This window comes from Kitasatospora sp. NPDC093102, from assembly GCF_040683915.1.
Classification (GTDB): Bacteria; Actinomycetota; Actinomycetes; order Streptomycetales; family Streptomycetaceae; genus Kitasatospora.
On the sequence record NZ_JBFBFA010000007.1, the window covers coordinates 82,119 to 101,931 of the forward strand.

The 19,813-nt window shown below is 74.8% G+C and carries 22 protein-coding genes and 1 pseudogene; 14 read left to right on the forward strand and 9 right to left on the reverse strand.

The window, feature by feature from the left end:
* Window positions 1-60 precede the first annotated feature (60 nt).
* Window positions 61-849 (forward strand): TetR/AcrR family transcriptional regulator C-terminal domain-containing protein, encoded by a 789-nt coding sequence (locus tag AB0O11_RS12520; RefSeq protein ID WP_363384917.1) that lies wholly within the window; start codon window positions 61-63, stop codon window positions 847-849.
* 7 nt (window positions 850-856) lie between these two features.
* On the opposite strand, the gene AB0O11_RS12525 is transcribed toward AB0O11_RS12520, so the two are convergent.
* The 3 genes and pseudogenes from AB0O11_RS12525 to AB0O11_RS12535 all read right to left on the reverse strand — a co-directional run bounded on the left by AB0O11_RS12525 (window position 857) and on the right by AB0O11_RS12535 (window position 3,757).
* The gene (locus tag AB0O11_RS12525; RefSeq protein ID WP_363384925.1) at window positions 857-2,239 is read right to left on the reverse strand and encodes a pyridoxal-phosphate dependent enzyme; all 1,383 of its coding nucleotides are present in this window, start codon (window positions 2,237-2,239) and stop codon (window positions 857-859) included.
* Window positions 2,240-2,739: 500 nt separating this feature from the next.
* Window positions 2,740-3,447: pseudogene (locus AB0O11_RS12530) on the reverse strand (VWA domain-containing protein); the annotation flags it as partial.
* Between the two features lie 151 nt (window positions 3,448-3,598).
* Complete coding sequence (locus tag AB0O11_RS12535) at window positions 3,599-3,757, reverse strand: hypothetical protein (protein ID WP_363384928.1); 159 nt, start codon at window positions 3,755-3,757, stop codon at window positions 3,599-3,601.
* Between the two features lie 140 nt (window positions 3,758-3,897).
* On the opposite strand from AB0O11_RS12535, the gene AB0O11_RS12540 reads away from it, so the two are divergent.
* Complete coding sequence (locus AB0O11_RS12540; protein ID WP_363384931.1) at window positions 3,898-5,040, forward strand: serine hydrolase domain-containing protein; 1,143 nt, start codon at window positions 3,898-3,900, stop codon at window positions 5,038-5,040.
* On the forward strand, window positions 5,028-5,594 hold the full coding sequence (locus AB0O11_RS12545) for a hypothetical protein (protein ID WP_363384934.1): 567 nt from the start codon (window positions 5,028-5,030) through the stop codon (window positions 5,592-5,594). The genes AB0O11_RS12540 and AB0O11_RS12545 overlap by 13 nt, the downstream gene beginning before the upstream one ends.
* 83 nt (window positions 5,595-5,677) lie before the next feature.
* Here AB0O11_RS12545 and AB0O11_RS12550 read toward each other — a convergent pair whose 3' ends face one another.
* Window positions 5,678-6,487: an alpha/beta hydrolase gene (locus tag AB0O11_RS12550; protein ID WP_363384937.1), complete on the reverse strand. Its 810-nt coding sequence runs from the start codon at window positions 6,485-6,487 to the stop codon at window positions 5,678-5,680.
* Between the two features lie 162 nt (window positions 6,488-6,649).
* On the opposite strand from AB0O11_RS12550, the gene AB0O11_RS12555 reads away from it, so the two are divergent.
* On the forward strand, window positions 6,650-7,165 hold the full coding sequence (locus tag AB0O11_RS12555) for a GNAT family N-acetyltransferase (protein WP_363384940.1): 516 nt from the start codon (window positions 6,650-6,652) through the stop codon (window positions 7,163-7,165).
* A gap of 79 nt (window positions 7,166-7,244) precedes the next feature.
* Here the strand turns inward: AB0O11_RS12555 and AB0O11_RS12560 are convergent, their stop codons facing one another.
* Together AB0O11_RS12560 and AB0O11_RS12565 are read right to left on the reverse strand one after the other, a co-directional pair.
* A complete protein-coding gene (locus AB0O11_RS12560) occupies window positions 7,245-8,681 on the reverse strand; it encodes a hypothetical protein (protein ID WP_363384942.1) in 1,437 nt (478 codons plus the stop codon).
* Window positions 8,682-8,915: 234 nt separating this feature from the next.
* Window positions 8,916-9,230: a carotenoid oxygenase family protein gene (locus AB0O11_RS12565; protein ID WP_363385488.1), complete on the reverse strand. Its 315-nt coding sequence runs from the start codon at window positions 9,228-9,230 to the stop codon at window positions 8,916-8,918.
* A gap of 319 nt (window positions 9,231-9,549) precedes the next feature.
* On the opposite strand from AB0O11_RS12565, the gene AB0O11_RS12570 reads away from it, so the two are divergent.
* The 10 genes from AB0O11_RS12570 (at window position 9,550) to AB0O11_RS12615 (ending at window position 17,048) form a co-directional block, all read left to right on the forward strand.
* The gene (locus AB0O11_RS12570) at window positions 9,550-10,473 is read left to right on the forward strand and encodes an NAD(P)-dependent oxidoreductase (protein WP_363384945.1); all 924 of its coding nucleotides are present in this window, start codon (window positions 9,550-9,552) and stop codon (window positions 10,471-10,473) included.
* Window positions 10,474-10,775: 302 nt separating this feature from the next.
* Window positions 10,776-10,898 carry a hypothetical protein gene (locus AB0O11_RS12575; RefSeq protein ID WP_363384947.1) on the forward strand — a complete coding sequence of 41 codons (123 nt, stop codon included), beginning with the start codon at window positions 10,776-10,778 and terminating at the stop codon, window positions 10,896-10,898.
* A gap of 32 nt (window positions 10,899-10,930) precedes the next feature.
* On the forward strand, window positions 10,931-11,620 hold the full coding sequence (locus AB0O11_RS12580) for an alpha/beta hydrolase (RefSeq protein ID WP_363384950.1): 690 nt from the start codon (window positions 10,931-10,933) through the stop codon (window positions 11,618-11,620).
* A 300-nt stretch (window positions 11,621-11,920) separates the two neighbouring features.
* Window positions 11,921-13,147, forward strand: a complete 1,227-nt coding sequence (locus tag AB0O11_RS12585) for a serine hydrolase domain-containing protein (protein ID WP_363384953.1) — start codon at window positions 11,921-11,923, stop codon at window positions 13,145-13,147.
* 55 nt (window positions 13,148-13,202) lie between these two features.
* Window positions 13,203-14,132, forward strand: coding sequence for an aminoglycoside phosphotransferase family protein (locus tag AB0O11_RS12590; protein WP_363384956.1), 930 nt, complete (start codon window positions 13,203-13,205; stop codon window positions 14,130-14,132).
* A gap of 193 nt (window positions 14,133-14,325) precedes the next feature.
* Window positions 14,326-14,682 carry a DUF6204 family protein gene (locus AB0O11_RS12595; RefSeq protein ID WP_363384958.1) on the forward strand — a complete coding sequence of 119 codons (357 nt, stop codon included), beginning with the start codon at window positions 14,326-14,328 and terminating at the stop codon, window positions 14,680-14,682.
* 75 nt (window positions 14,683-14,757) lie between these two features.
* Window positions 14,758-15,276: a MarR family winged helix-turn-helix transcriptional regulator gene (locus AB0O11_RS12600; protein WP_363384960.1), complete on the forward strand. Its 519-nt coding sequence runs from the start codon at window positions 14,758-14,760 to the stop codon at window positions 15,274-15,276.
* A gap of 156 nt (window positions 15,277-15,432) precedes the next feature.
* Complete coding sequence (locus tag AB0O11_RS12605; protein WP_363384963.1) at window positions 15,433-16,119, forward strand: class I SAM-dependent methyltransferase; 687 nt, start codon at window positions 15,433-15,435, stop codon at window positions 16,117-16,119.
* On the forward strand, window positions 16,116-16,445 hold the full coding sequence (locus AB0O11_RS12610; RefSeq protein ID WP_363384966.1) for a sulfurtransferase TusA family protein: 330 nt from the start codon (window positions 16,116-16,118) through the stop codon (window positions 16,443-16,445). The genes AB0O11_RS12605 and AB0O11_RS12610 overlap by 4 nt, the downstream gene beginning before the upstream one ends.
* A 153-nt stretch (window positions 16,446-16,598) precedes the next feature.
* Entirely contained in the window at window positions 16,599-17,048 is a 450-nt protein-coding gene (locus AB0O11_RS12615) for a hypothetical protein (protein ID WP_363384969.1), read from the forward strand.
* Window positions 17,049-17,111: 63 nt separating this feature from the next.
* Here AB0O11_RS12615 and AB0O11_RS12620 read toward each other — a convergent pair whose 3' ends face one another.
* The 3 genes from AB0O11_RS12620 to AB0O11_RS12630 all read right to left on the reverse strand — a co-directional run bounded on the left by AB0O11_RS12620 (window position 17,112) and on the right by AB0O11_RS12630 (window position 19,773).
* A complete protein-coding gene (locus AB0O11_RS12620; protein WP_363384971.1) occupies window positions 17,112-18,056 on the reverse strand; it encodes a MerR family transcriptional regulator in 945 nt (314 codons plus the stop codon).
* A gap of 78 nt (window positions 18,057-18,134) precedes the next feature.
* On the reverse strand, window positions 18,135-18,275 hold the full coding sequence (locus AB0O11_RS12625; protein ID WP_363384975.1) for a hypothetical protein: 141 nt from the start codon (window positions 18,273-18,275) through the stop codon (window positions 18,135-18,137).
* Between the two features lie 64 nt (window positions 18,276-18,339).
* Window positions 18,340-19,773, reverse strand: a complete 1,434-nt coding sequence (locus AB0O11_RS12630) for a transcription antitermination factor NusB (protein ID WP_363384977.1) — start codon at window positions 19,771-19,773, stop codon at window positions 18,340-18,342.
* Between the last annotated feature and the right edge of the window lie 40 nt (window positions 19,774-19,813).

Here is a 19,813-nt window from a genome sequence, read left to right on the forward strand (position 1 = left end):
AGCGCATCGTACTACGTACGTCGTACGTATCTAAGATGGGCAGAGCGAGGTGATCTTCCAGTGCCGTCCAGCAAGCCCACGCCGTCCAGCACGCCCGCACCGGGCGAGCCCGCGCCCCCGCCCATCGGGCCCGCGCCGGCGTCCAGCAAGCCCACGCCCCCCGAGGCGCCCGAAGTGATCTGGCTGCGCCCCGAGCGCACCGGCCGTGGCCCGCGCCCGACCCACAGCCGCGACTCGATCGCCGCCGCGGCCATCGGGATCGCCGACGCCGAGGGCCTGGACGCGGTCTCCATGCGGCGGGTCGCGGCGGCGCTCGGCGCGGGCACCATGTCGCTCTACAACTACGTACCGAAGAAGGAGCACCTGCTCGACCTGATGCTCGACGCCGTCGCCGGCGAGTACCGGCTGCCGCTCGCGCCGAGCGGCGACGTCCGAGCCGATCTCGTCGACCTCGCCCACCAGCAGCTCGGCATCTCCCGCCGCCACCCCTGGCTGCCCGCGCTGCTGCTGGTCCGCCCCAGCATCGGCCCCAACGCCCTGCGCTACACCGACCACTTCCTCGCCGCCACCGCCCCCACCGGCCTCGACGGCGGCGCCCGAATGGAGGCGATGGCGCTGTTCAACGGCTTCGTCACCCAGTTCGCGCAGTACGAGCAGACCGCGGCCGCGGGTGCCAAGTGGCAGGCCGAGATGGTCGGTTACCTCGGCCAGGCGGCGGCGAGCGGCGAATTCCCGCACCTGGCCCAGGCCTTCGCCACCGCGGGCCCGCCCGCCGACCCGGACCGGGCGTTCGACCGCACCCTGGACCGGGTGATCTCCGCCATCCTGGCGTCGGCGGGCGACAACTGACGCTCCATCAGTCCGCGAGAGCCTCCCTGGTCAGCAGCCCCGCCACCCGGCCGTCCACCAGCACCAGTACCGCGGGGCGCCCGCCCGCCAGCGCCGCCCGCGCCTCGGCCGCCGACTGCCCGACGCCGACCGTCGGCAGCGCCGGCCCGAGCAGCGCGCCCAGCGGGTCGCCCGGCTTGGCCGCGCCGTTCGCCAGCGCCGCCGTCAGCACCTCCCGGGACACCGAGCCGACCACCTCGGTCGCGCTCACCCCGAACGGGCGCGCCGCCCGCGCCAGCACCGCCGGGGCGACGCCGCCCGGCGCGTCCCGCAGCGCCTGCGCCACGTCACCGACGGTCGCGTCGGCGTCGACCGCCACCAGCGGACCCGCCGCCGCCAGCGCGTCCCGCACCGCCGTCTCCCCGGGTTCCTCCAGGAAGCCCCACTCCCGCATCCAGGCGTCGCTGTGCACCTTGGACAGGTAGGAGCGCCCCGAGTCCGGCAGCAGCACGACCACCAGGTCCTCCGGGCCCAGCCGCCGCGCCACCCGCAGCGCCGCCGCCACCGCCGTACCGGAGGACGGGCCGGCCAGGATGCCCTCCTCCCGCGCGAGCCGGCGCGCCGTCAGCAGCGACTCGCGGTCCGGGATCCGCTCGAAGGAGTCGACCACCTCCGACCGGTAGGCCTGCGGCCAGCGGTCCTCCACCGTCCCGGGGTGGAGGAAGTGCCCGATGCTCTCGACGAACCACGGGCTGCCGTCCCCGCCCCCGTACGAGGAGGACTCCGGGTCCGCGCCGACCACGGTCACCGTGCCGCCGGAGGCCTCCTTCAGGTAGCCGCCGGTGCCGGTGACGGTGCCGCCGGTGCCGACGCCCGCGACGAAGTGGGTCACCCGCCCGCCGGTCTGCTCCCAGACCTCGGGACCGGTGGTCCGGACATGGGCCTCGGGATTGGCCGGGTTGTCGTACTGGTTGGCGAGCCAGGCGCCGGGGATCTCCTCGGTGAGCCGCTCGACCACCTTGAACAGGTGCCTCGGGTCCTCCTGCGGCACCGCGGTCGGCCCGAGCACCACCTCCGCGCCGTACGCCCGCAGGATGTCCGCCTTCTCGGGCGCCGACTTGTCCGCCACCCCGGCGATCACCCGGTACCCGCGCTGCCGGCCGACGATCGCCAGCCCGATACCGGTGTTCCCGGAGGTCGCCTCGATGATCGTCCCGCCCGGCTTCAGCAGGCCGTCCCGCTCGGCGGCCAGGACCATGGACAGCGCGGCGCGGTCCTTGACGCTGCCGCCGATGTTGAGGAACTCGGTCTTGGCGTAGATCGGCGCGGCGAGGCCGGCGCCGAGCCGGGCGAGGCGGAACAGCGGTGTCCCGCCGATCGCGTCCAGGACGGATTCGTGAACTGCGGCCATCGTCGGCCCCTTTCGTCGGCGCTTGTCCGACCGAGCCTGCCCAGCCCGGGAGTTCGGTAGACGGCAGCGACACCGTTCCTCATCCGGTCGACACCATGGACGACGGGCTCAAGCGGGCGCGGGCGGACGCAGGCGGGCGTGGGCAGACGCAGGCGGGCGCAGGCCCGGGTGGCCGCGCCCGCCTCTCCGTCAGGAGTGTGAAGCAGGGCGCACGGTGATGCACTTCACGCCCTCTGGTACTGCCGCGCTCCAGATCGCGCACCAGCGCCCTCCGGGGACGCCCCGTCGGGTCGGCCGTGGCGGCCCGGGCCGTCGAAACCCCGCGCCCCCGCTTCACCGCCTGACCGCGCCTGGCCGCGTCTGGCTCACACTCCCCGGCCGGTACGGCCGCGCCCGCCCAGCCACCCGGTCAGAGCGGCCCAGAGGCCCCGGCGCTCCGGCTGCTCCGGCTGCTCCGGACGCGGAGCAGCCGGCACCCGCAGCGCCGGGCCCTCCGGTGCAATGCCCTGGGCCCGCGCGGTCGCGAGCCAGACGGGGAGATCGGCCAGCAACAGGTCGTACAGCTTCCGGTCGGAGACCGTCCGGGGATCGCGCCCCAGGTGGACGAAGCCGACGTTGTCGATGGGCCGCATCTCCGGAACCGGCAGCTCGTCGAGCTTCCGCAGGAAGTCGAACTGCCGGCTGTCCGGGTCACCGAAGCCGATGAACTGCCAGAAGATCGGCAGCTTCGCCGCCTCGCACAGACGTGCTTCCGCCGCCCGCTTGTTGATCGGCCCGCCGTCCGTCTGGAACAGGACGAGGGCCGGTGCCGTGGAGCCGCTCTCGCGGTAGTGCCGGACCACCGCGTCCATCGCCAGGTGGTAGCTGGTCTTGCCCATGTGGCCGAGGCCCGCGACGATCCGGTCGATCCAGCCCGCATGGTCCGCCAGGGCGACCTCGACCTGGGCGTCGACCTCGGTGGAGAAGAAGACGACCGGCACGCTCCCGTCGTCGTCCAGATTGGCCGACAGCCCCAGCACCCGGTCCGCGAGCGCCTGGACGCTGCCGTCCTTGTAGTAGGGCTTCATCGAGCCGGAGTAGTCGATCACCAGGTACACCGCGACGCGCTGACCGCTCAGCCCACGCCGCTCGACCGAGGCGCCGGCCGTCTTGTAGAGGCTCACCAGCGCGGGCGCGCTCTGCTCGACCTTGCTCAGACTGACGGCCATGTGTCGCTCCCTCGCTCACCGCGGCAGCCGGGCCGCCGGGGCACGTGATCGTCGACGTGCCCCGGACACTGTGCGGGGCGGACGGAGGCGGCGGCAAGCCCTTGCCCGGACCAGGCGGGATCGGCGGCACACCCTTGCCCGGCCCGGTCCCTCACCACCCGCCGGGGTGGCGGGACAGCCAGTCGGCGTGCCGCTCCTTCAGCCGGTCGCGCTCCTCCGTCGTGGCCAGGTGGACGTCCGCGCCCCGTCGTACGGGCTCCGTGCCGGGCCACCGCCGTTCCCAGAGCGCCGTCAGCGCCGCGCGATCCACCCGGTTCCTCCTCCTCGCCGGCAGGCGAGTCTGCCACATCCGCCCCACCAGCCCCGGCCTGGCGAAATCCCCTCGTCACGGCCGCCCGGCTCCCGTAGCGTGGTTCGGTCGATCTTGAGGGCAGAACGGGGCACCACATCATGCAGCAGTACCAGGGCTGGGCCGACGAACGCTTCGGCGCCGTCGCGGACGTCTTCGCCGCCAACTTCGCCGAGTTCCCCGAACTGGGCGCCGCTGTCACGGTGTTCGCCGGCGGCCGGAAGGTGGTCGAGCTGTGGGGCGGCACGGCCGACGAGCGCACCGGCCGGGCCTGGACGCAGGACACCGTGGTACCGGTGTTCTCCTGCGCCAAGGGCCCGGTGAGCATCTCCGCGCACCTGCTCGCCCAGCAGGGCCGGCTCGACCTGGACGCGCCGGTCGCCCGCTACTGGCCGGAGTTCGCGCGGAACGGCAAGCAGGCCGTCACCACCCGGATGATCCTCGGCCACCGCGCCGGCCTCCCGGCCCTGGACGCGGCGCTCTCCTTCGAGGAGGTCGCCGCCTGGGAGCCGGTGATCCGGGCCATCGAGGCGCAGCAGCCGCTCTGGGAGCCGGGCACGACCTACGAGTACCACGGCCATGTGTTCGGCTTCGCGGTCGGCGAGGTGATCCGCCGGATCACCGGCCTGACCCCGGGCGCCTTCCTGCGCAAGGAGATCGCCGAGCCGCTCGGCCTGCCGGTCTGGATCGGCCTTCCGGAGAGCGAACTCCCGCGCCTGGCCCGGCTGGTGGAGGCCGAAGGCCGCCGCCCGATGCCCGGCCCGGAGCACCTGCTCACCCGGATCGTCACCATGAACGGCGCCCTGGCCTTCCCCGGCCTGGACGTGCCGCACGGCTGGAACGACCCGGCCCTGCACGCGATCGAGCTGCCCGGCGCGGGCGCCGTCGCCTCGGCCACCGGCCTGGCGGGCGTGTACGCGGCGGCGGCCACCGGACTGGACGGCGGCGAGCGGCTGCTCTCCGCCGGCACCGTGACCGATGCGGTGCGCGAAGTCTCCTCCGGCGCGGGCTTCCTGGGCTTCGACCTGGGTGCCCGCTGGGGCTCCGGCCTGCTGCTCGACTCCCCCGCCTTCCGCCCGCTGCTCGGCGCGCGCAGCTTCGGCAACGACGGCGCCGGCGGCCAGTTCGCCTTCGGTGACGACGAGTTCGCCATCGGCTTCGGCTACGTCGCCAACCGGATGATCGGCCACGGCGACGCCCGGGCGAACCGCCTGATCGAGGCGGTGCGCGGGTGCCTGGGCTGACGGGCTTCCTCCCGCTCGTCACCCGCCTGGCCACCACCGGCGGCCTCGGCGAGCTGCGCTACGGCGCCTCGCTGCCCGAACTCGCCGCCCACTACGGCGATCCGTGGGACGGCGGCCGCATCCACCGGGACAGGCGTTGGCCGCACGCCTTCGGCTGGGGCGACGTGCCGACGGTGTTCTGCCGCTGCCGCCGGCTCCATTCGCTGTCCCTGCCGGTCTGGCACGGCGAGCTGGACCTCCCGCAGCCGGGCGGCGGTTCGGTGACGCTCGACACCCACGTCACCGAGACCGACCTGATGGCCGCGCTGACCGTCTCCGGCGGGATCTGGGAGACGGTGACGTACGAGAACCTCCCGGGCCAGCGGAACCTGGTGTTCTCGCCGGCCGAGGAGGTCCGGGTCGAGCTGGTGCTCACCGACCGCGACGGCTACGACCAGCCGCCGTCTCCGGAGTGGATGCTGCACAAGGCGGTGCTGTGGGGCTTCGAGCACGTCGAGTGCCCCGCGCCGGACGGCGACCTGCCGGACGACGGCTGGGGCGCCGCCGAACACTGACGCGACGGCGGGCCGTGGGCCGTCGGCTCCTGGACGGCCCGCCGTGGCGCCTCGGAGCCGTGGCGCCTCGGAGCCGTGGAGCCTCAGAACAGCGCCCGCGGCAGCACCACCCGCACCCACTCCTCCGGCTGCGACAGGTGCGGGGCGTGCCCGGCGCTCTCGTACAGGTGGCGTTCCGCCTTGGGCAGGGTGAGGTCGATCAGGTCCAGCACCTCGCCGAACATCGGCGCGCTGTCGTCGCTCTGGGTGAGCAGTGCCGGTTCACCGAACCGGGAGAGCCCGGTGAGGTCGAGGTCGAGCGCGTCCGGGTCGCGCAGCTCGTCCAGGTAGGTGGGCGCGTTGCGGATGTAGGTGTGCCGGACCGGCGCGGGCAGCTGCTCCCAGGCACCCGGGCCGAGGGCGAGGCTGTCCACGTACAGCTCGGCCGCCGCGGCCGACTCGGCCCGCTCCAGCAGCTCCCGGACGGCGGCGATCCGGTCGGCGAAGGCGGTGCCGATCGGGCGCAGGTCCGGGTCGGCGAGCAGGATGCCGGTGCCCGGCGGCTCGTGCACGGCGATCCCGCGCAGCAGGTCGGGCCGGGCGGCGGCGAGCCTGAGGGTGACCAGCGCGCCGTAGGAGTCGCCGTAGGCGAAGACCGGCGCGAGGCCCAGCCCCTGGATCAGCCCGGCCAGGTCGGCCGCGTCCTCGTGCACCGAACCCTGGGTGAGCAGGTCCTCGCTGCGACTGTGCCCACGGCGGTCGTAGGCGACCGCCGTGGTGGACTCGGCCAGACCCGGCAGCACCCGCGCCCAGGAGTCCGCGTCGCTCCAGGAACCGTGCACCAGGACGACACCGGGGCCCTCACCTCGGGCCTCGTAGTGCAGCGCCACCCCGTTCACCCTGATCTCGGCCATCACGAGTCTCCCGATCTCGGCGGTGCTCCCCCACCAGCCTGACACAACCACCGGGAAGGCTCAGATCCGCCGGTGGCGGGCCCCGTCACGGGGCACGGAGGGTGGCGAAGATCATCCCCGTGCGTGATCCGGCCGCCGCCCGGCCCGTGCCAGGCTCGACGCATGCACTACGACGTACGCCGGATGGCCGCCGGGGAGTGGCGGGAACTGCGCGGGATCACGCTGGAGGCGCTGCGGGACTCCCCGAAGGCCTTCAGCTCCTCGTACGCGGACTCCGCCGCCCGCCCCGAGGACTACTGGCGGCACCGGGCCGCCCACGGGGCCACGGCACGGGAGTCCGCCACCTTCACGGCCGGTGACGAGACCGGCGCCTGGGTCGGGATCGCCGGCGTCGAGCCCCTGCCGGACGTCCCCGACCACGTGCACATCCACTCGGTCTACGTCACCCCGGCGCACCGCGGCGCCGCCGGCCCGGCCGCCGACCTGGTGCGCGCGGTCGTCCGCCACGCCCGGGAGCACACCACCGTGGGGGCGCTGACCCTGGGCGTGCACGAGGACAACGGGCGCGCCCAGGCCTTCTACCGCCGGCTCGGCTTCGAGCCGACCGGCACGGTGGTCCCCTACGTCCGGAACCCGGCGGAGCGGATCCTCGTCCTCGGCTACCCGGGTTTCCGGTAGCCGCGAACGCGGCGGGGGACGAACCGCAGCGCGGCGGGGACAGGCAGCCAACGCGCCAGGGGCGACCTGCCGTCCGCCGTCAGTTCATCACCCGCACCGGCGGCTCGTCCCGCGTCCCGTCCTCCGCCACCACCGTGAACCGCTCCGGGCCCGACACCGACAGGTCCACCGGGTAGAGCGACACGGTGTCGTTCACGTCCAGCACCGCGCTCTGCCGCCCGGTGGCCGCCTCCACCCTGGTCACCCGGCCCCGGGTCATCGCCCACACCGAGCCGCCGTCCACCACCAGACCGGTCACCTGGTCGTCCAGTCCCGCCGTCCACCGCTTGCCGCCGTCCGTGAGCGAGTACGCCAGCAGCCGGCCGGTGGCGGTCCGGCTCGGGTGCCTGCCGCCGCTGATGCTGACGTCGCCGGGCTTCTCGCCCGGCACGACGAACAGGTCCCCCACCACCACCCCGCCGAACAGCGGCCGGGCGGTGAACTCGTCGAAGGCGTGCAGCCCGCCCAGCATCACGTCCAGGTCGTACTCGTCCCCGGCGACCGGTATCGCCGCCCGCTGCCGGCCGGTACGGTCGTAGCTGAGCACCGCGTGGGTGCCGCGCTCGGCCTGGGCGTCCACCCACACCGCGAGCGGGTCGACCGACACCACCGCCAGGTTCTTCAGCCCGCCCGCCGCGGGCAGCGCGATCCGCTGTTGCTCCCGGCCGTCCGCCGGCGCCAGCGAGCGCAGTACGGGCGCCGCGTCGCCGCACTGCGCGACCGTGACGGCGTCCCCGGGCCCGCCCGCGACCTGCAACGGGGAGCAGCCGGGATCGGCCGCGCTGCGCCAGACGTCCCGGCCGTCCGCCAGCCGGACGGCGCGCCAGCCGGACCTCTCCTGGAGGAGGGCCTGCTGCCCGGCCACCGCGACCACGTCCGGTGCCGCGTCGTCCCCGTCCCGGGCGGGCGCGTCCACGGTGGCGGTCCAGCCCTCCGTGCCGTCGGCGAGGTCGAGCGAGGTGACGGCCGAGCACGGTGTGCCGTGCGGCGAGTGGCCGATCAGACCGACGGCGCCGCCGCGGCCCGTCCCGTCGGGCCCGGTGCCCCGGCTCATCGCGCACACCGAGTCCTCCCCGGGCGGGGTCCAGCGCCAGGCGACGGCCCCGGTGACGCTGCGGTACGCCACCACCAGGTCCGGCCGGACCCGCACCACCAGGTCCCCGCTGGTCCAGCTGCCCACCGCGCGGATCGTGGACGGCCGGTCCAGCGGCGCCTTCCAGGAGTCGTTGAGGCCGTCCCCGGCGAAGCCGACGAAGATCCCGAGCCCCAGCAGCGCACCGACGGCGGCCGAGGGGAACCCGGCCTTCGGGTGGATCAGCGCCCAGACGAAGCCCGCACCACAGGGCATCAGCCCGAGGATGCTGATGATCCCCATGTACGCGAGGCTGTCGCCGCCGAACCCGTTCGCCGGGCCGAACAGCACCGCCAGCCCCATGCTCGCGAACATCGCCCCCAGCACCCCGCCGGAGACCACCATCCAGGTCTCCTTGTCCCAGGCGAACCTGGCTCCCCATCTCGCCCGGACGACACTGTCCTCGGGCCGAACAGCCATGCCGGTCTCTCCCCTGCGACGCGCCGCCCCCACGTCGGGGCGACGATCATCGGATCGTCGCAGAGCGCGCCATGATCCGAAACAAAGAGCAGGGAAAACCCCGGCCATGACCCGCACACACCAGGCCCCGGCCACCGGGATCATGACGATCCCCGCCCCTCACCCCCGGCCGCCGCACCGCCCTGCCCTGCATTGCCGCGGAAGGGGAATCCGATTGGGTGCCCCGGGGACGCCGGCCTGCGTTGCCCGGCATGACCGCGACTCCCGCCATCCCGGGCCTCCCCCCTGTCGCGGGACGACATCGGCCCCCTGCCTCTGCCCCGGTTCCCCGCCCGGAACCCCGTTCCCGTACAGGCCCGACGGCACCCGCACCGGCAGGTGGACGCGGGCGACGGGCTCGCCGGTGAAGTCCTGGGCGGCGAGGATCACCAGGTCCGTCGCGCCCCGGCCCGGGTCGAGGACGTACGCGATCAGGTGTCCGTCGTCCTCCGCCGTCGGCGACTCGGCGGGGCGAACACCGCCTCGCCCAAGGCCCCGTCGCGCCCGAACTCGCGGGCCTCGACGGTCCCCCGGCTCAGGTCCTGCTTGAGCAGGGCGTTGCTGAAGCCCTCCTCCGGGCGGTCGTCCCCCGGGCCGGCCGACGACGCGCGATCACTGCCCGAGCCCGTCCGCGAACCCCTGCCCGAACCCCTGCACCCATCGCCGTGTCACGTTCCGGCGGCCTGCCCGGTCCCTGCTGACGACGGCCTCACGGCCCGGCCCGAAGGACTCGAAGAACTCGAAGGAGCGGACGATGCGCGTACTACTGGCAGGTGCGACCGGGGCGATCGGCGCCCCGCTGACCCGGGTGCTGATCGACGCGGGCCACCAGGTCCTGGCCCTCGCCCGCTCAGAGCACTCGGCGCGGGCCGTCCTCGCCGCAGGCTGCACGCCCGTACGGGCCGATGCGCTGGACCGCGAGGGGCTGCTGCGCGCGGTGGACGGCCTGGCCGCGGACGCGGTGATCCACCAGCTGACCGCCCTCCGCGCGCCCTCCCGCAGGGTGGCCGCCGACAATCCGACCAACGTGCTGCGCGTCCGCGGCTCCGCCAATCTGCTGGCCGCCGCACGGGTCGTGGGCGCCGAGCGCTTCCTCACCCAGTCCCTGGTCCTCGGCTACGGCTGTCGCGACCACGGAAACCGGTTCCTCAGCGAGGAGGACCCGTTCGGCGTGTACGGCACGGGCCCCCGGGCCACCGCCTCCGACCACGTCGTCACCGGCCTGGTCGAGGCCGAGCAGCGGGCCTTCGACGCCCCGCACGTGGCCGGGATCGCCTTGCGCTACGGCCTGTTCCACGGCCCGGGCACGTGGTTCGACCCGACCCCCGGCGCCCGCCCGCTGCCCGTTCCGCTGGGCGGCGGCGGGGTGGTGCCGTGGACCCACGTCGAGGACGCCGCCACCGCCACGCTGGCCGCGCTGGAGCACGGCCGCGCGGGCGAGGCGTACAACCTCACGGGCGACCACCCGGCGAGCTTCGGCGAGTTGGCCACCGCCACCCGCCGCGGCCGCCCGGCCCTCCGCCTCCCCGGCTGGGCCCTGCGGGCCGCCGTGCCCTACCTCGGCGAGCTGATGCTCGACACCACCCTGCGGGTCTCCAACGCCAAGGCCGCTCGCGAACTGCACTGGATCCCGCGCCACCCCGATCCCCGCGCCGAACCGGCCGCCGGCCCGCGCTGAGCGGCGGGCACCGGGGCCCATCCGTCCCCCGGCCGGTGCTGCTGCCCGCCGGTTCGGCGGAGCGCGTCCTGGCGCCGGCCGGGGCGCCGATCGGCGCCCCGGCCGTCCGCCTGGCCACGCCAACCCTCCTCCACGGAAGGACAGCTGACGGTGGCAAGGGTCTGCTCCCGCGCCTCCGGTGCGCCCGATCTCCACGTCGGGCTGGTGGGAGGTGTTCGGCCGACGCCGCCAACGTCCGGGTCGCCCACTTCGGTGAGGACGCCGTCATCGGACTCGCACGTTCGGGTGACCGGGTCGAGGTCGTGAACACCTGGACCTCCCCGCTCGGCGCCCGCTGGGCGAGGGTCATGGTGGTGCGCACCCGGGTCTCCGGCTGGGTCCTGCGGTCCCTGCTGGTGCACCGTGGCCCCTCGCCGGAACCGTAGAATCCGCCTGTACACATCAGGAGGGATTTCGCGTGTTCCGAGCGCAGCGTCCGCGCACCGCAGAGCTGACTCCGCGACAGGGGGAGGGGCCGGTCAACGGCGTCGCCCTGCTGCTGCCGGGCGGATTCATCCGCAGTCGGCGCGCACCCCTGAAGCTCGCCGAACTGGGCCTGCGGGACCTGGCCGCCGAGCTCACCGAGCGCGGCCGGCCGCACGGCCTCGCGGTGCACCTGCTGCGCTACCGCCTCGGCGGCTGGAACGACGCCGACGCCGACACCGCCGTCGACACCCACTGGGCGCTCGACGAGCTCACCCGGCTGTACCCGGACACGCCCGTCGCACTGATCGGCAACTCGCTCGGCGGGCGCGCCGCCTTCTGGTGCGCCGGGCACCCCTCCGTGGTCGGCGTGGCCGGGATCGCCCCCTGGCTGCCCAGCGGTGACCCGGTCGGCCAGCTGGCCGGTCGGCGAGTGCTGATCGTCCACGGCACCGGGGACCACAGCACGGCCGGCGCCACCCAGTCCCTGGAGTACGCGCTGCGCGCCCGGCGGGTCGTCCCGGACCTCGCGCGGTACGAGGCCCCGGGCGCCAGCCACCTCCTGATCCGCGAGTCCCGCGACATCAGTGCGCTGACCACCGCCTTCACCCTCGCCGCCCTGGGCGCCGAGCCCGCGCCGCTGGTGGCGGGGGCGGTCTGCACCCGACTCCCGGCACGGGTGTAGTCGCCCCCTCCGCCGCGGGGGTGCGAGCGGCCCTCCCCTGCCGATCGGCAGGGGAGGGCCGCTCGCATTCCGGCGGGATTCCTGCCGATCGGCACATGCGCGGACAGGGTCTCGGCGATCAATCTTGGAGTCACCGCGACGGCGGCCACCCGGGCCGCCGTGGAAGGGAGTCTCCACCGTGTTCCGCGACCACGCTCTCCACCTCCGTGCCGGCGGGGTGGAACTGATCGTTCGTCAGCTTCGTGTTCTCCAGGGCGGATCAATCCGCCCCACACCCGCCCCAACGGCATCGGAGAGCACATGGCCGTCACCAGAACCGCCGCCCTCGCACGCGGCCTCGCCGCCCTGTTCCTCGCAGCAGCTCCCGCCGCACCCGCCCTCGCCGCCGAGCCCTCGCCCTCGCCCGCCGTCGGTCAGGCACCGCCCACCGGTCCCGATCCGGCCGCCCTCGACGCCGCGATCACCGCCCGGCCGGGCGACCCGGTGGCGGGAGTGGTCGCCCGGGTGACGGTCGACGGCCGGGCCTGGCGCGGCAGCGCGGGCGATCCGGTGAGTGGGCGGCCGGTGGCGCCGAACGCCGCGTTCCGGATCGGCAGCATCAACAAGCCCTTCGTCGCCGCGGTACTGCTCCAACTCGCCGCCGAGCAGCGGATCTCCCTGGACGGCACCGTCCAGCAGTACCTGCCCGGCACCCTGCCCGCGAGCTTCACGCTGCCGATCACCGTCCGCCAACTCCTCGACCACACCAGCGGACTTCCGCAGGCCGTCGAGGGCCCGGAGGTCGAGGACCACGACGGCCTGATCGCCCACCGGTTCGCGAACGAGACGCTCGACCTGGTCATACAGCGGACGCTCCGTCCCCACCCGGAGAAGGGCCTGCCCGAGGCGAGCCCGGCCTTCGATCCGGGCACCGCACAGGAGTACAACAGCGTCAACTACCGGCTGGCGGGCCGGATCATCGAGCAGGTGACCGGGCACACGATCAGGGATGAGGTGACGGCCCGCATCCTGAACCCGCTCGGCCTGCGGCACACCGAGGTGACGGAGGGCAGGCCCGCGATGCCCGAGCCCCACCTGACCGGCTACTACCCCGACAACGCGGGCATCCCGACGGACGTCTCCGAACAGGGCGGCAACCCGGAGTCAATGGTCTCCACCCCGGCCGACCTGGACCGCTTCCTGCGCGCGCTGCTGGACGGCGAACTCCTGCCGCCCCAGCAGCTGCACGACCTGCTCACCCTTCCGCGGGACGCCTCGGGCCGGCTGCTGCCCGTACGCGGGGCGGACGAGTGCCGGTTCGGTCCGGACAAGGGCCGGGCCTGCCACAGCGCCGGGCTGACGGCCATTGCCCTGCAGGACGGCACGGTGCTCTGGGGCAAGACCGGACACGACCTCGGGTACTCCGGCGGCTTCTTCACCACCCCGGACCTTCGCAAGCGGCTGGTCTACTCCGTCGGCACCGGGCCCGACACCCCGGCACCGGCGCTCCGCCTCGCCGCCACGACCTTCGGCCCCTTCGCCCCCTGAGCCCGGCCGAACCAACCGCCGCACCGCCCCTCCCCCACCACCGCAAGGAACCCTCGTGATCACCGTCCCCGACGGGCTCGCCCACACCACCGTCGACCGCGAGGGAGCCTCCGGCGCTGCCTGGATCGCCGAACTCCCCCGCCTCGCCGCCGAACTGCTGGACCGCTGGGGCTGCGTACCGGACGGCGCGGCCACCCACGGCGGCGTCGGCCTGATCCTCCCGGTCCGGCAGGCCTCGGGGCGCCCGGCCGTACTGAAGGTCTCGTTCCCCCACCCGGGCAACGTCCACGAACCGGACGCCTTCGCGGTGTGGGCGGGCCGGGGCGCCGTCCGGCTGTACGAACGGGACGACGAGCGCTTCGCGATGCTGCTCGAACGGGCGAGCCCGGCAACACTCGCGGAGGTCCGGGACAGCGACGAGGTGCTGACGGTCGCCGGGCGGCTCAGCCGCCGGCTCGCCGTCCCGGCACCGCCGGGCCTGCCCCGGCTGAGCGAGCAGGCGGCGGACTGGGAGGCCCGACTACGCGCCGACGCGGCCTCCCTGTCCCACGCCCTGCCGCCCCGCACGGTAGGCGCCGCCCTCGCGACCGTCCGCGAACTCGCCCGCAGCCAGCCGGACGTGCTCGTCCACGGCGACCTCCACCCCCGCAACATCCTGCGGGCGGAGCGCGAACCCTGGCTGGCCGTGGACCCCAAGGGCTACGCGGGCGACCGGGCCTACGACGGCGGCACCCTGCTCAAGGTCCACGCCCTGACCCTGCTCGGCGCGACGGACGTGAACCGCACACTCCTCCGAGCACTCGACGTCTTCACCGAGGCCGCCGAGCTGGACCGTGAACGCACCCGCCGCTGGGTCCAACTCCACGCCGTCCAGGCCGCCTTCCATGGCCGACGGCACGGCTTCCGGCGCGCCCGGGGCGGCCCCGAGCTCGACCGGCTCACCCGGTACGCGGACGGGCTCGCCGAAGCACTCACCCCCGACTGACCCTCACACCCGACCGCCTACGGGCGCCGAAACACACCCGCCCCGAGTCCGTCCGCCATGACGAGTTCGACGAGTTCGACGAGTTCACGAATGCCCGGCCCGCGCCCCTGTTCGGTCACCGGGCCAGGCTGCCGCACCGCGGCGCCCGAAATCGCGTTGGCGGCCGACGGCCCGTACTGCCTATGGTCGGGGGATGACCACTCGAACCTTCCGCATCATGGTGCGCGGCGTCTTCGACGGCCTCACCGACGAACAGCGCACCGAACTGCTCGCCGCCGCACCCGAGCACGACGTGCTGCACGCCGCCTTCACCCACGAGGGCCACCTCAGCTACGACCTGTCCGCGAGGGCCGCCTTCACCTTCCGCTTCCTCGACGAGGGCGAGGCCGAGGAGGACATCCTGGACGCCACCGAGCGGGCCGAACAGTCGGCACAGAACTGGCTCACCGAACGCGGCTACGGCTACAAGAACCTCCGCTCCCAGGCCGAGGACCTCTCCCAGGCGCCGCTCGGCAAGCGTCTGCGCCGCGCCGCCAACACCGCTCACTGATCCGATCCCCTCCCCCTCCGCCACCTCCTTGACGGCGCCCCGTCGGGATATACTTGAGCAGTCAAGGAGGTGGCAATGACAGAACAGCCAGAGCAGTCGGAGCGAACAGGGCCGACCGCGACCGCGCCGGCCACAACGGGCCCGGGCCCCGATCCGCTGGATACCGCTCTGCGGCTGGTCCGCGCCCAGACGGCCGTGGTCAAGCGCTTCGACGCCGGCCTCAGCAGCCTGCACGGCGTCAGCCTGGCCGACTTCACCATGCTGCTCCACCTCTCCCAGGCCCCCGGCGGCCGGATGCGCCGGGTCGACCTCGCAGAAGCCCTCGGGCTCACCGCCTCCGGCGTGACCCGCGGCCTCGCGCCGCTGGAGCGGATCGGCCTGGTCACCCGCGAGACCGCCGCCCGCGACGCCCGGGTCGCCTACGCCGCCCTCACCCCGACCGGCCGCGAGCGGCTCGCCGAGATGCTGCACACCGCCCGCCAGGTCGCCGCCGACCACTTCGCGGCCGGGCAGTGGAGCGCCGAGGACCTCGGCCGACTGTCCACCCTGCTCACCCGTCTCGGCGGCACCGCCCCCGGTCAGCGCCTCGGCTGAGCCGGCTCCCCCTGGCCCGGCCCCACGCCCACCGCACCCCGGCACACCCACCGCGCGCCCTCACGTCCTAGGCTGGCCTCGCACCACCGCACCACCGCACCAGGCGCACCGCCCACACCACCCGCACCAGGCGCACCACCCGCGAAGGGCAGCACCATGACCGACACCCCCGGCACCGGGCCCGGCCTGGAGCACACCCTCGCCGACGCCCAACGTGCGCACTGGCAGCGGACCTACACCGCCAACCCCGGGATGTACGGCGAGCAGCCCTCCGCCCCCGCCGAGCACGCCGCCGAGGTGTTCGCCGCCGCCGGGGCGCGGGACGTGCTGGAACTGGGCGCCGGCCACGGGCGCGACGCGCTGCACTTCGCCCGCGCGGGCTTCCGCGTGCTGGCGGCCGACTTCAGCCCGACCGGCCTGCAACAGCTGCGCGCCGCCGCGGCGGACCAGGGCCTGGCCGACCGGCTCTCGGTCCTCACCCACGACGTCCGCGAGCCGCTTCCCCTCCCCGACGCCTCCGTCGACGCGGTCTTCGCCCACATGCTGCTCTGCATGGCGCTCTCCACCGAGGAGATCGAGGCGCTCGTCGCCGAGGTCCGCCGGGTCCTGCGCCCTGGCGGCACCTTCGTCTACACCGTCCGCCACACCGGCGACGCCCACTACGGCGCCGGCACCGGCCACGGGGACGACATCTGGGAGCACGGCGGCTTCGCCGTCCACTTCTTCCCCCGCGAGCTGGTGGACGCGCTCGCCGAGGGCTGGCGCCTGACCGACGTCCACCCCTTCGAGGAGGGCGAACTGCCCCGCCGCCTCTGGCGCATCACCCAGGAGACCCCCCGATGACCGCAGCCGACGCCGCCACCCCCAAGGCCGCCGCAGAGACCCCCGACCTCACCATCGACGGCACCGGCCTGCTCTGCGTCCAGCTCCTGCTCCGGCTGCGTGCCCGGATCGCGCACCTCCCGGCCGGCGCGGTGGTCCACATCCACACCACCGACCCCGCCGCCCCGCTCGACCTCCCCGCCTGGTGCCACCTGACCGGCCACGAGTACCTCGGCCAGGTCCCGCACGAGGCGACCGACCGCGAGGTGTACGCGCTGCGCCTCACCTCCGCCCCGGTCCCTACCCGCCCCGATCGCCCCTGGCACCCGGCCGCCGACACCGACTGACCGGCCCCGCCCCGCTGCCGTCCCCGGCCATCGCACGCTCCAGGAGGCCTGGCAGCGGGCCCGAGGACGGCTCACGGCCGAGGCCCCCGGGCCGCCCGGTGTGCCACGATGAGGAGGTACGAACGGCCCAGCACCACAGGGAGGTTGACCGCCGTGGACCCGATCATCAGCTGCCACTGGCAGGACCGGCAGGGCGCATGGGCCCTGACCGTCGGCCACAACGGCGACGGCTGGGAGCTGCTCGCCTCGGCCCCCTCCTGGTCGGAGTCGATCCCCTTCGCGAACCCGGACGAGGTCCGCCGACTCGCCCAGACCCTGCTGGACCTGCCCGCCGAACCCGAGCCGTACGAATTCGAGTGGCAGCTCTCCCGCACCGGAACGACCACTGCCGAGGGCGGGCCGCAGCCCCACTTCGCGACCTTCGCCGTCGGCCTCGACCCCACCGACGACCACCGCCCGTACCTCGCCTACCAGTCCTACTACGACCTGGGCCGGGCAACCGGACTCGGCCTGGAGGTGATCTGCGAGGATCCGCCGGTCGACCACCTCCGCGCCCAGGCCCACGCCTTCCTCGCCGCCTTCCCCGGCCCCACCCGCCGATAGCCGCCCAGCCACTGCCACAACCACCTCGGCCGCAACCCCAGCCACACGGCCCCCGTACCCGGCTCACGCCACGGCGCGCACCGCCCAGTCCACCTCCGCCGCCCAACTCTCCGGTGAGGCCCACTGGTTGACCACCGCCAGCAGCTCCAGGTACCGCTCCCGCCGCGGATCGGCCATCGCCCCCAGCCGCTCCGCCAACCGGTCACGCAGCGCCCCGGCATCCCCCGGCACCGCCCCCGCGCACCACTGCCCGTACCGCTCCACCAACTCCGTGACGACGGCCGCCGCCTCCGCCGACCCCGGGTCCACCCCGGCCGCGACCGCCGCTCCGGCCAGCTCCCGCACCGCCACCGCCAGTCCGGGCCTCGGCAAGCCCGTGCCGGCCCGCGCCTCCGCGATCACCGACTCCGCCGCCTCCGCCTGGGCGAGCCCGCGCAGCAGCGCCCTGAACCCGGCGTCCCCTGCCAGCTGCGCCAACTCCACCCAGGCCTCGACCTGTTCGACCGACGGATCCTCCGGCAGCTGCGGCGTCAACGAGCGCGCCACGGCGGAGAACCGCTCGTCGCCACCGATCCCGCCGAACACCCCCGCCAGGAACTCCTCGATCAGGCGGCCCCGTTCGTCCTCCGTGAGCCGGGCCAACCGGTGCACGAGCGTCAACTCCTCAGGCGTCGACCCGAGCCTCGCCACCGCCCCGAGCACCGCCCGCCGCAGCCGTAGCACCCGGATCCGGAGGTCGATCGCCTCCGCCTGCGCGGCAGCGACCTCGGCCGGCGTCAGTTCACGCTCCACCACCCGCCTGATCGCGGGCAGTCCGAGACCGAGCTCCCGCAGGGTGCGGACCAGTTCCAGGCGCGCGACCGCGTCGGCGCCGTACCTCCGGTGGCCGGCCGGGTTGCGGTCGGCCGGCGACACGATCCCCTGGTCCGAGTAGAAGCGGACGGTCTTGACCGTCAGCCCCGTCCGCCGGGCCAGCTCACCGATGGTGTACGTCACGTCGCCGTTCATGGCCACCACCCTGCTACCTCCCCCCACGGGAGATGCAAGCCGCCCAGGGCCGTGACCGTCACCACACCGCGCGACGCCTCACCCCCGGGGCCCGCGCCGACGGCCCTCCTCCGGCCCGGACCGCCGCGGCGTCGGCCAGGCGGCGCACAGGATGCCCGCCGCGCCGATGACCGCCTGGAGCGCCCCGGTGCCGACCAGCAGGCAGGTCAGGGCGCACACCGCCAGGATCGCCGGCCCCGGCCGAGGTGACGACCCCGGCCGGGGAGGTGACATCGGAACGACGTCAGGCGGTGCGCCGCAGCAGCGCCAGGTACATCGCGTCCGTCCCGTGCAGGTGCGGCCACAGCTGCACGTCCGGCCCGTCGCCGAGCGCCGGGACGCCGGGCAGCAGCGGGCGCGCGTCGATCCACTCGACCCGGCCGCCCTCGCCCCGCAGCACGTCGTCCACGACCGCCCGGGTCTCCGCGAGGTGCGGCGAGCAGGTCGCGTAGCCGACCACGCCGCCGACCCGGGTGGCCTCGATCGCCGAGCGCAGCAGGTCCCGCTGGAGCGGGCCGAAGGCCGCGACGTCGGCCGGCCGGCGCCGCCAGCGCGCCTCCGGGCGGCGGCGCAGCGCACCGAGGCCGGAGCACGGCACGTCGACCAGCACCCGGTCGAAGCCGCCGGAGCGCCAGGCCGGGCGCGTCCCGTCGGCCGCGATCACGGTGTACGGGCCGGGGTTGCCCGCCAGCGCCCGTGCCACCAGCCGGGCCCGGTGCGGCTGCTTCTCGCTCGCGACCAGTGCCGCCCCCCGCTCGGCGGCCAGCGCACCGAGCAGCGCAGCCTTGCCGCCGGGGCCCGCGCAGCCGTCCAGCCAGAGTCGGTCCTGGCCCTCCAGCGGCGCCGAGGCCAGCGCCAGCGCGACCAGCTGGCTGCCCTCGTCCTGTACGCCCGCCCGGTTCTCCTGCACCGCCGCGACCGCGCCCGGGTCGCCGCCCTCGGCGAGCCGCAGCGCGAACGGGGACCAGCGCCCCGGCTGGGCTTCCGGCAGCGCGTCGGCCAGCTCACCGACGGTGGCCCGGCCGGGCCTGGCGACCAGGGTGACCTCGGGCCGCTCGTTGTCGGCCCGCAGCAGTTCCTCCATCGCGGTGCGCCCGGAGGCGTCCGGCTGCCAGCGGCCGAGCGAGTCCCAGAGCGCGGCGACGACCCAGCGCGGGTGGGAGTGCACGACCGCGAGGTGGTCCTCGGCGTCCCGGTCGTACGGCGGGGCGACCTGCTCGATCCAGGCGTCCAGGTCGTGGGCGCTGATCCGGCGCAGCACGGCGTTGACGAACTTGGCCTTGCCGTCACCGAGCACCACCCGGGCCAGCTCGACGGTCGCCGAGACGGCCGCGTGGCTGGGGATGCGGGTGGTGAGCAGCTGGTGCGCGCCGAGCGAGAGCACGTCCAGCACCGGCGGGTCGACCTTGCTGAGCGGCCGGTCGATGCAGGCGGCGATGATCGCGTCGTAGGTGCCCTGCAGGCGCAGGGTGCCGTAGACCAGCTCGGTGGCGAGGGCGGCGTCGCGCCGGTCCATGCCCTTCTGCTCGGCTTCGCGGAGCAGCGAGGGCAGGATCAGGTTGGCGTACGCGTCGCGCTCGTCGACGGCGCGCAGTGCGCGGAACGCGACGATCCGGGCCGGGTCCTTCTTCGGGCGGCGGTGCGGGCGGGGGGCGCGCTTGGCGCTGGGGGTGGTCACAGGTGCCTCAAGGTGCTGCGGTGGCTATCAACGAACGGTG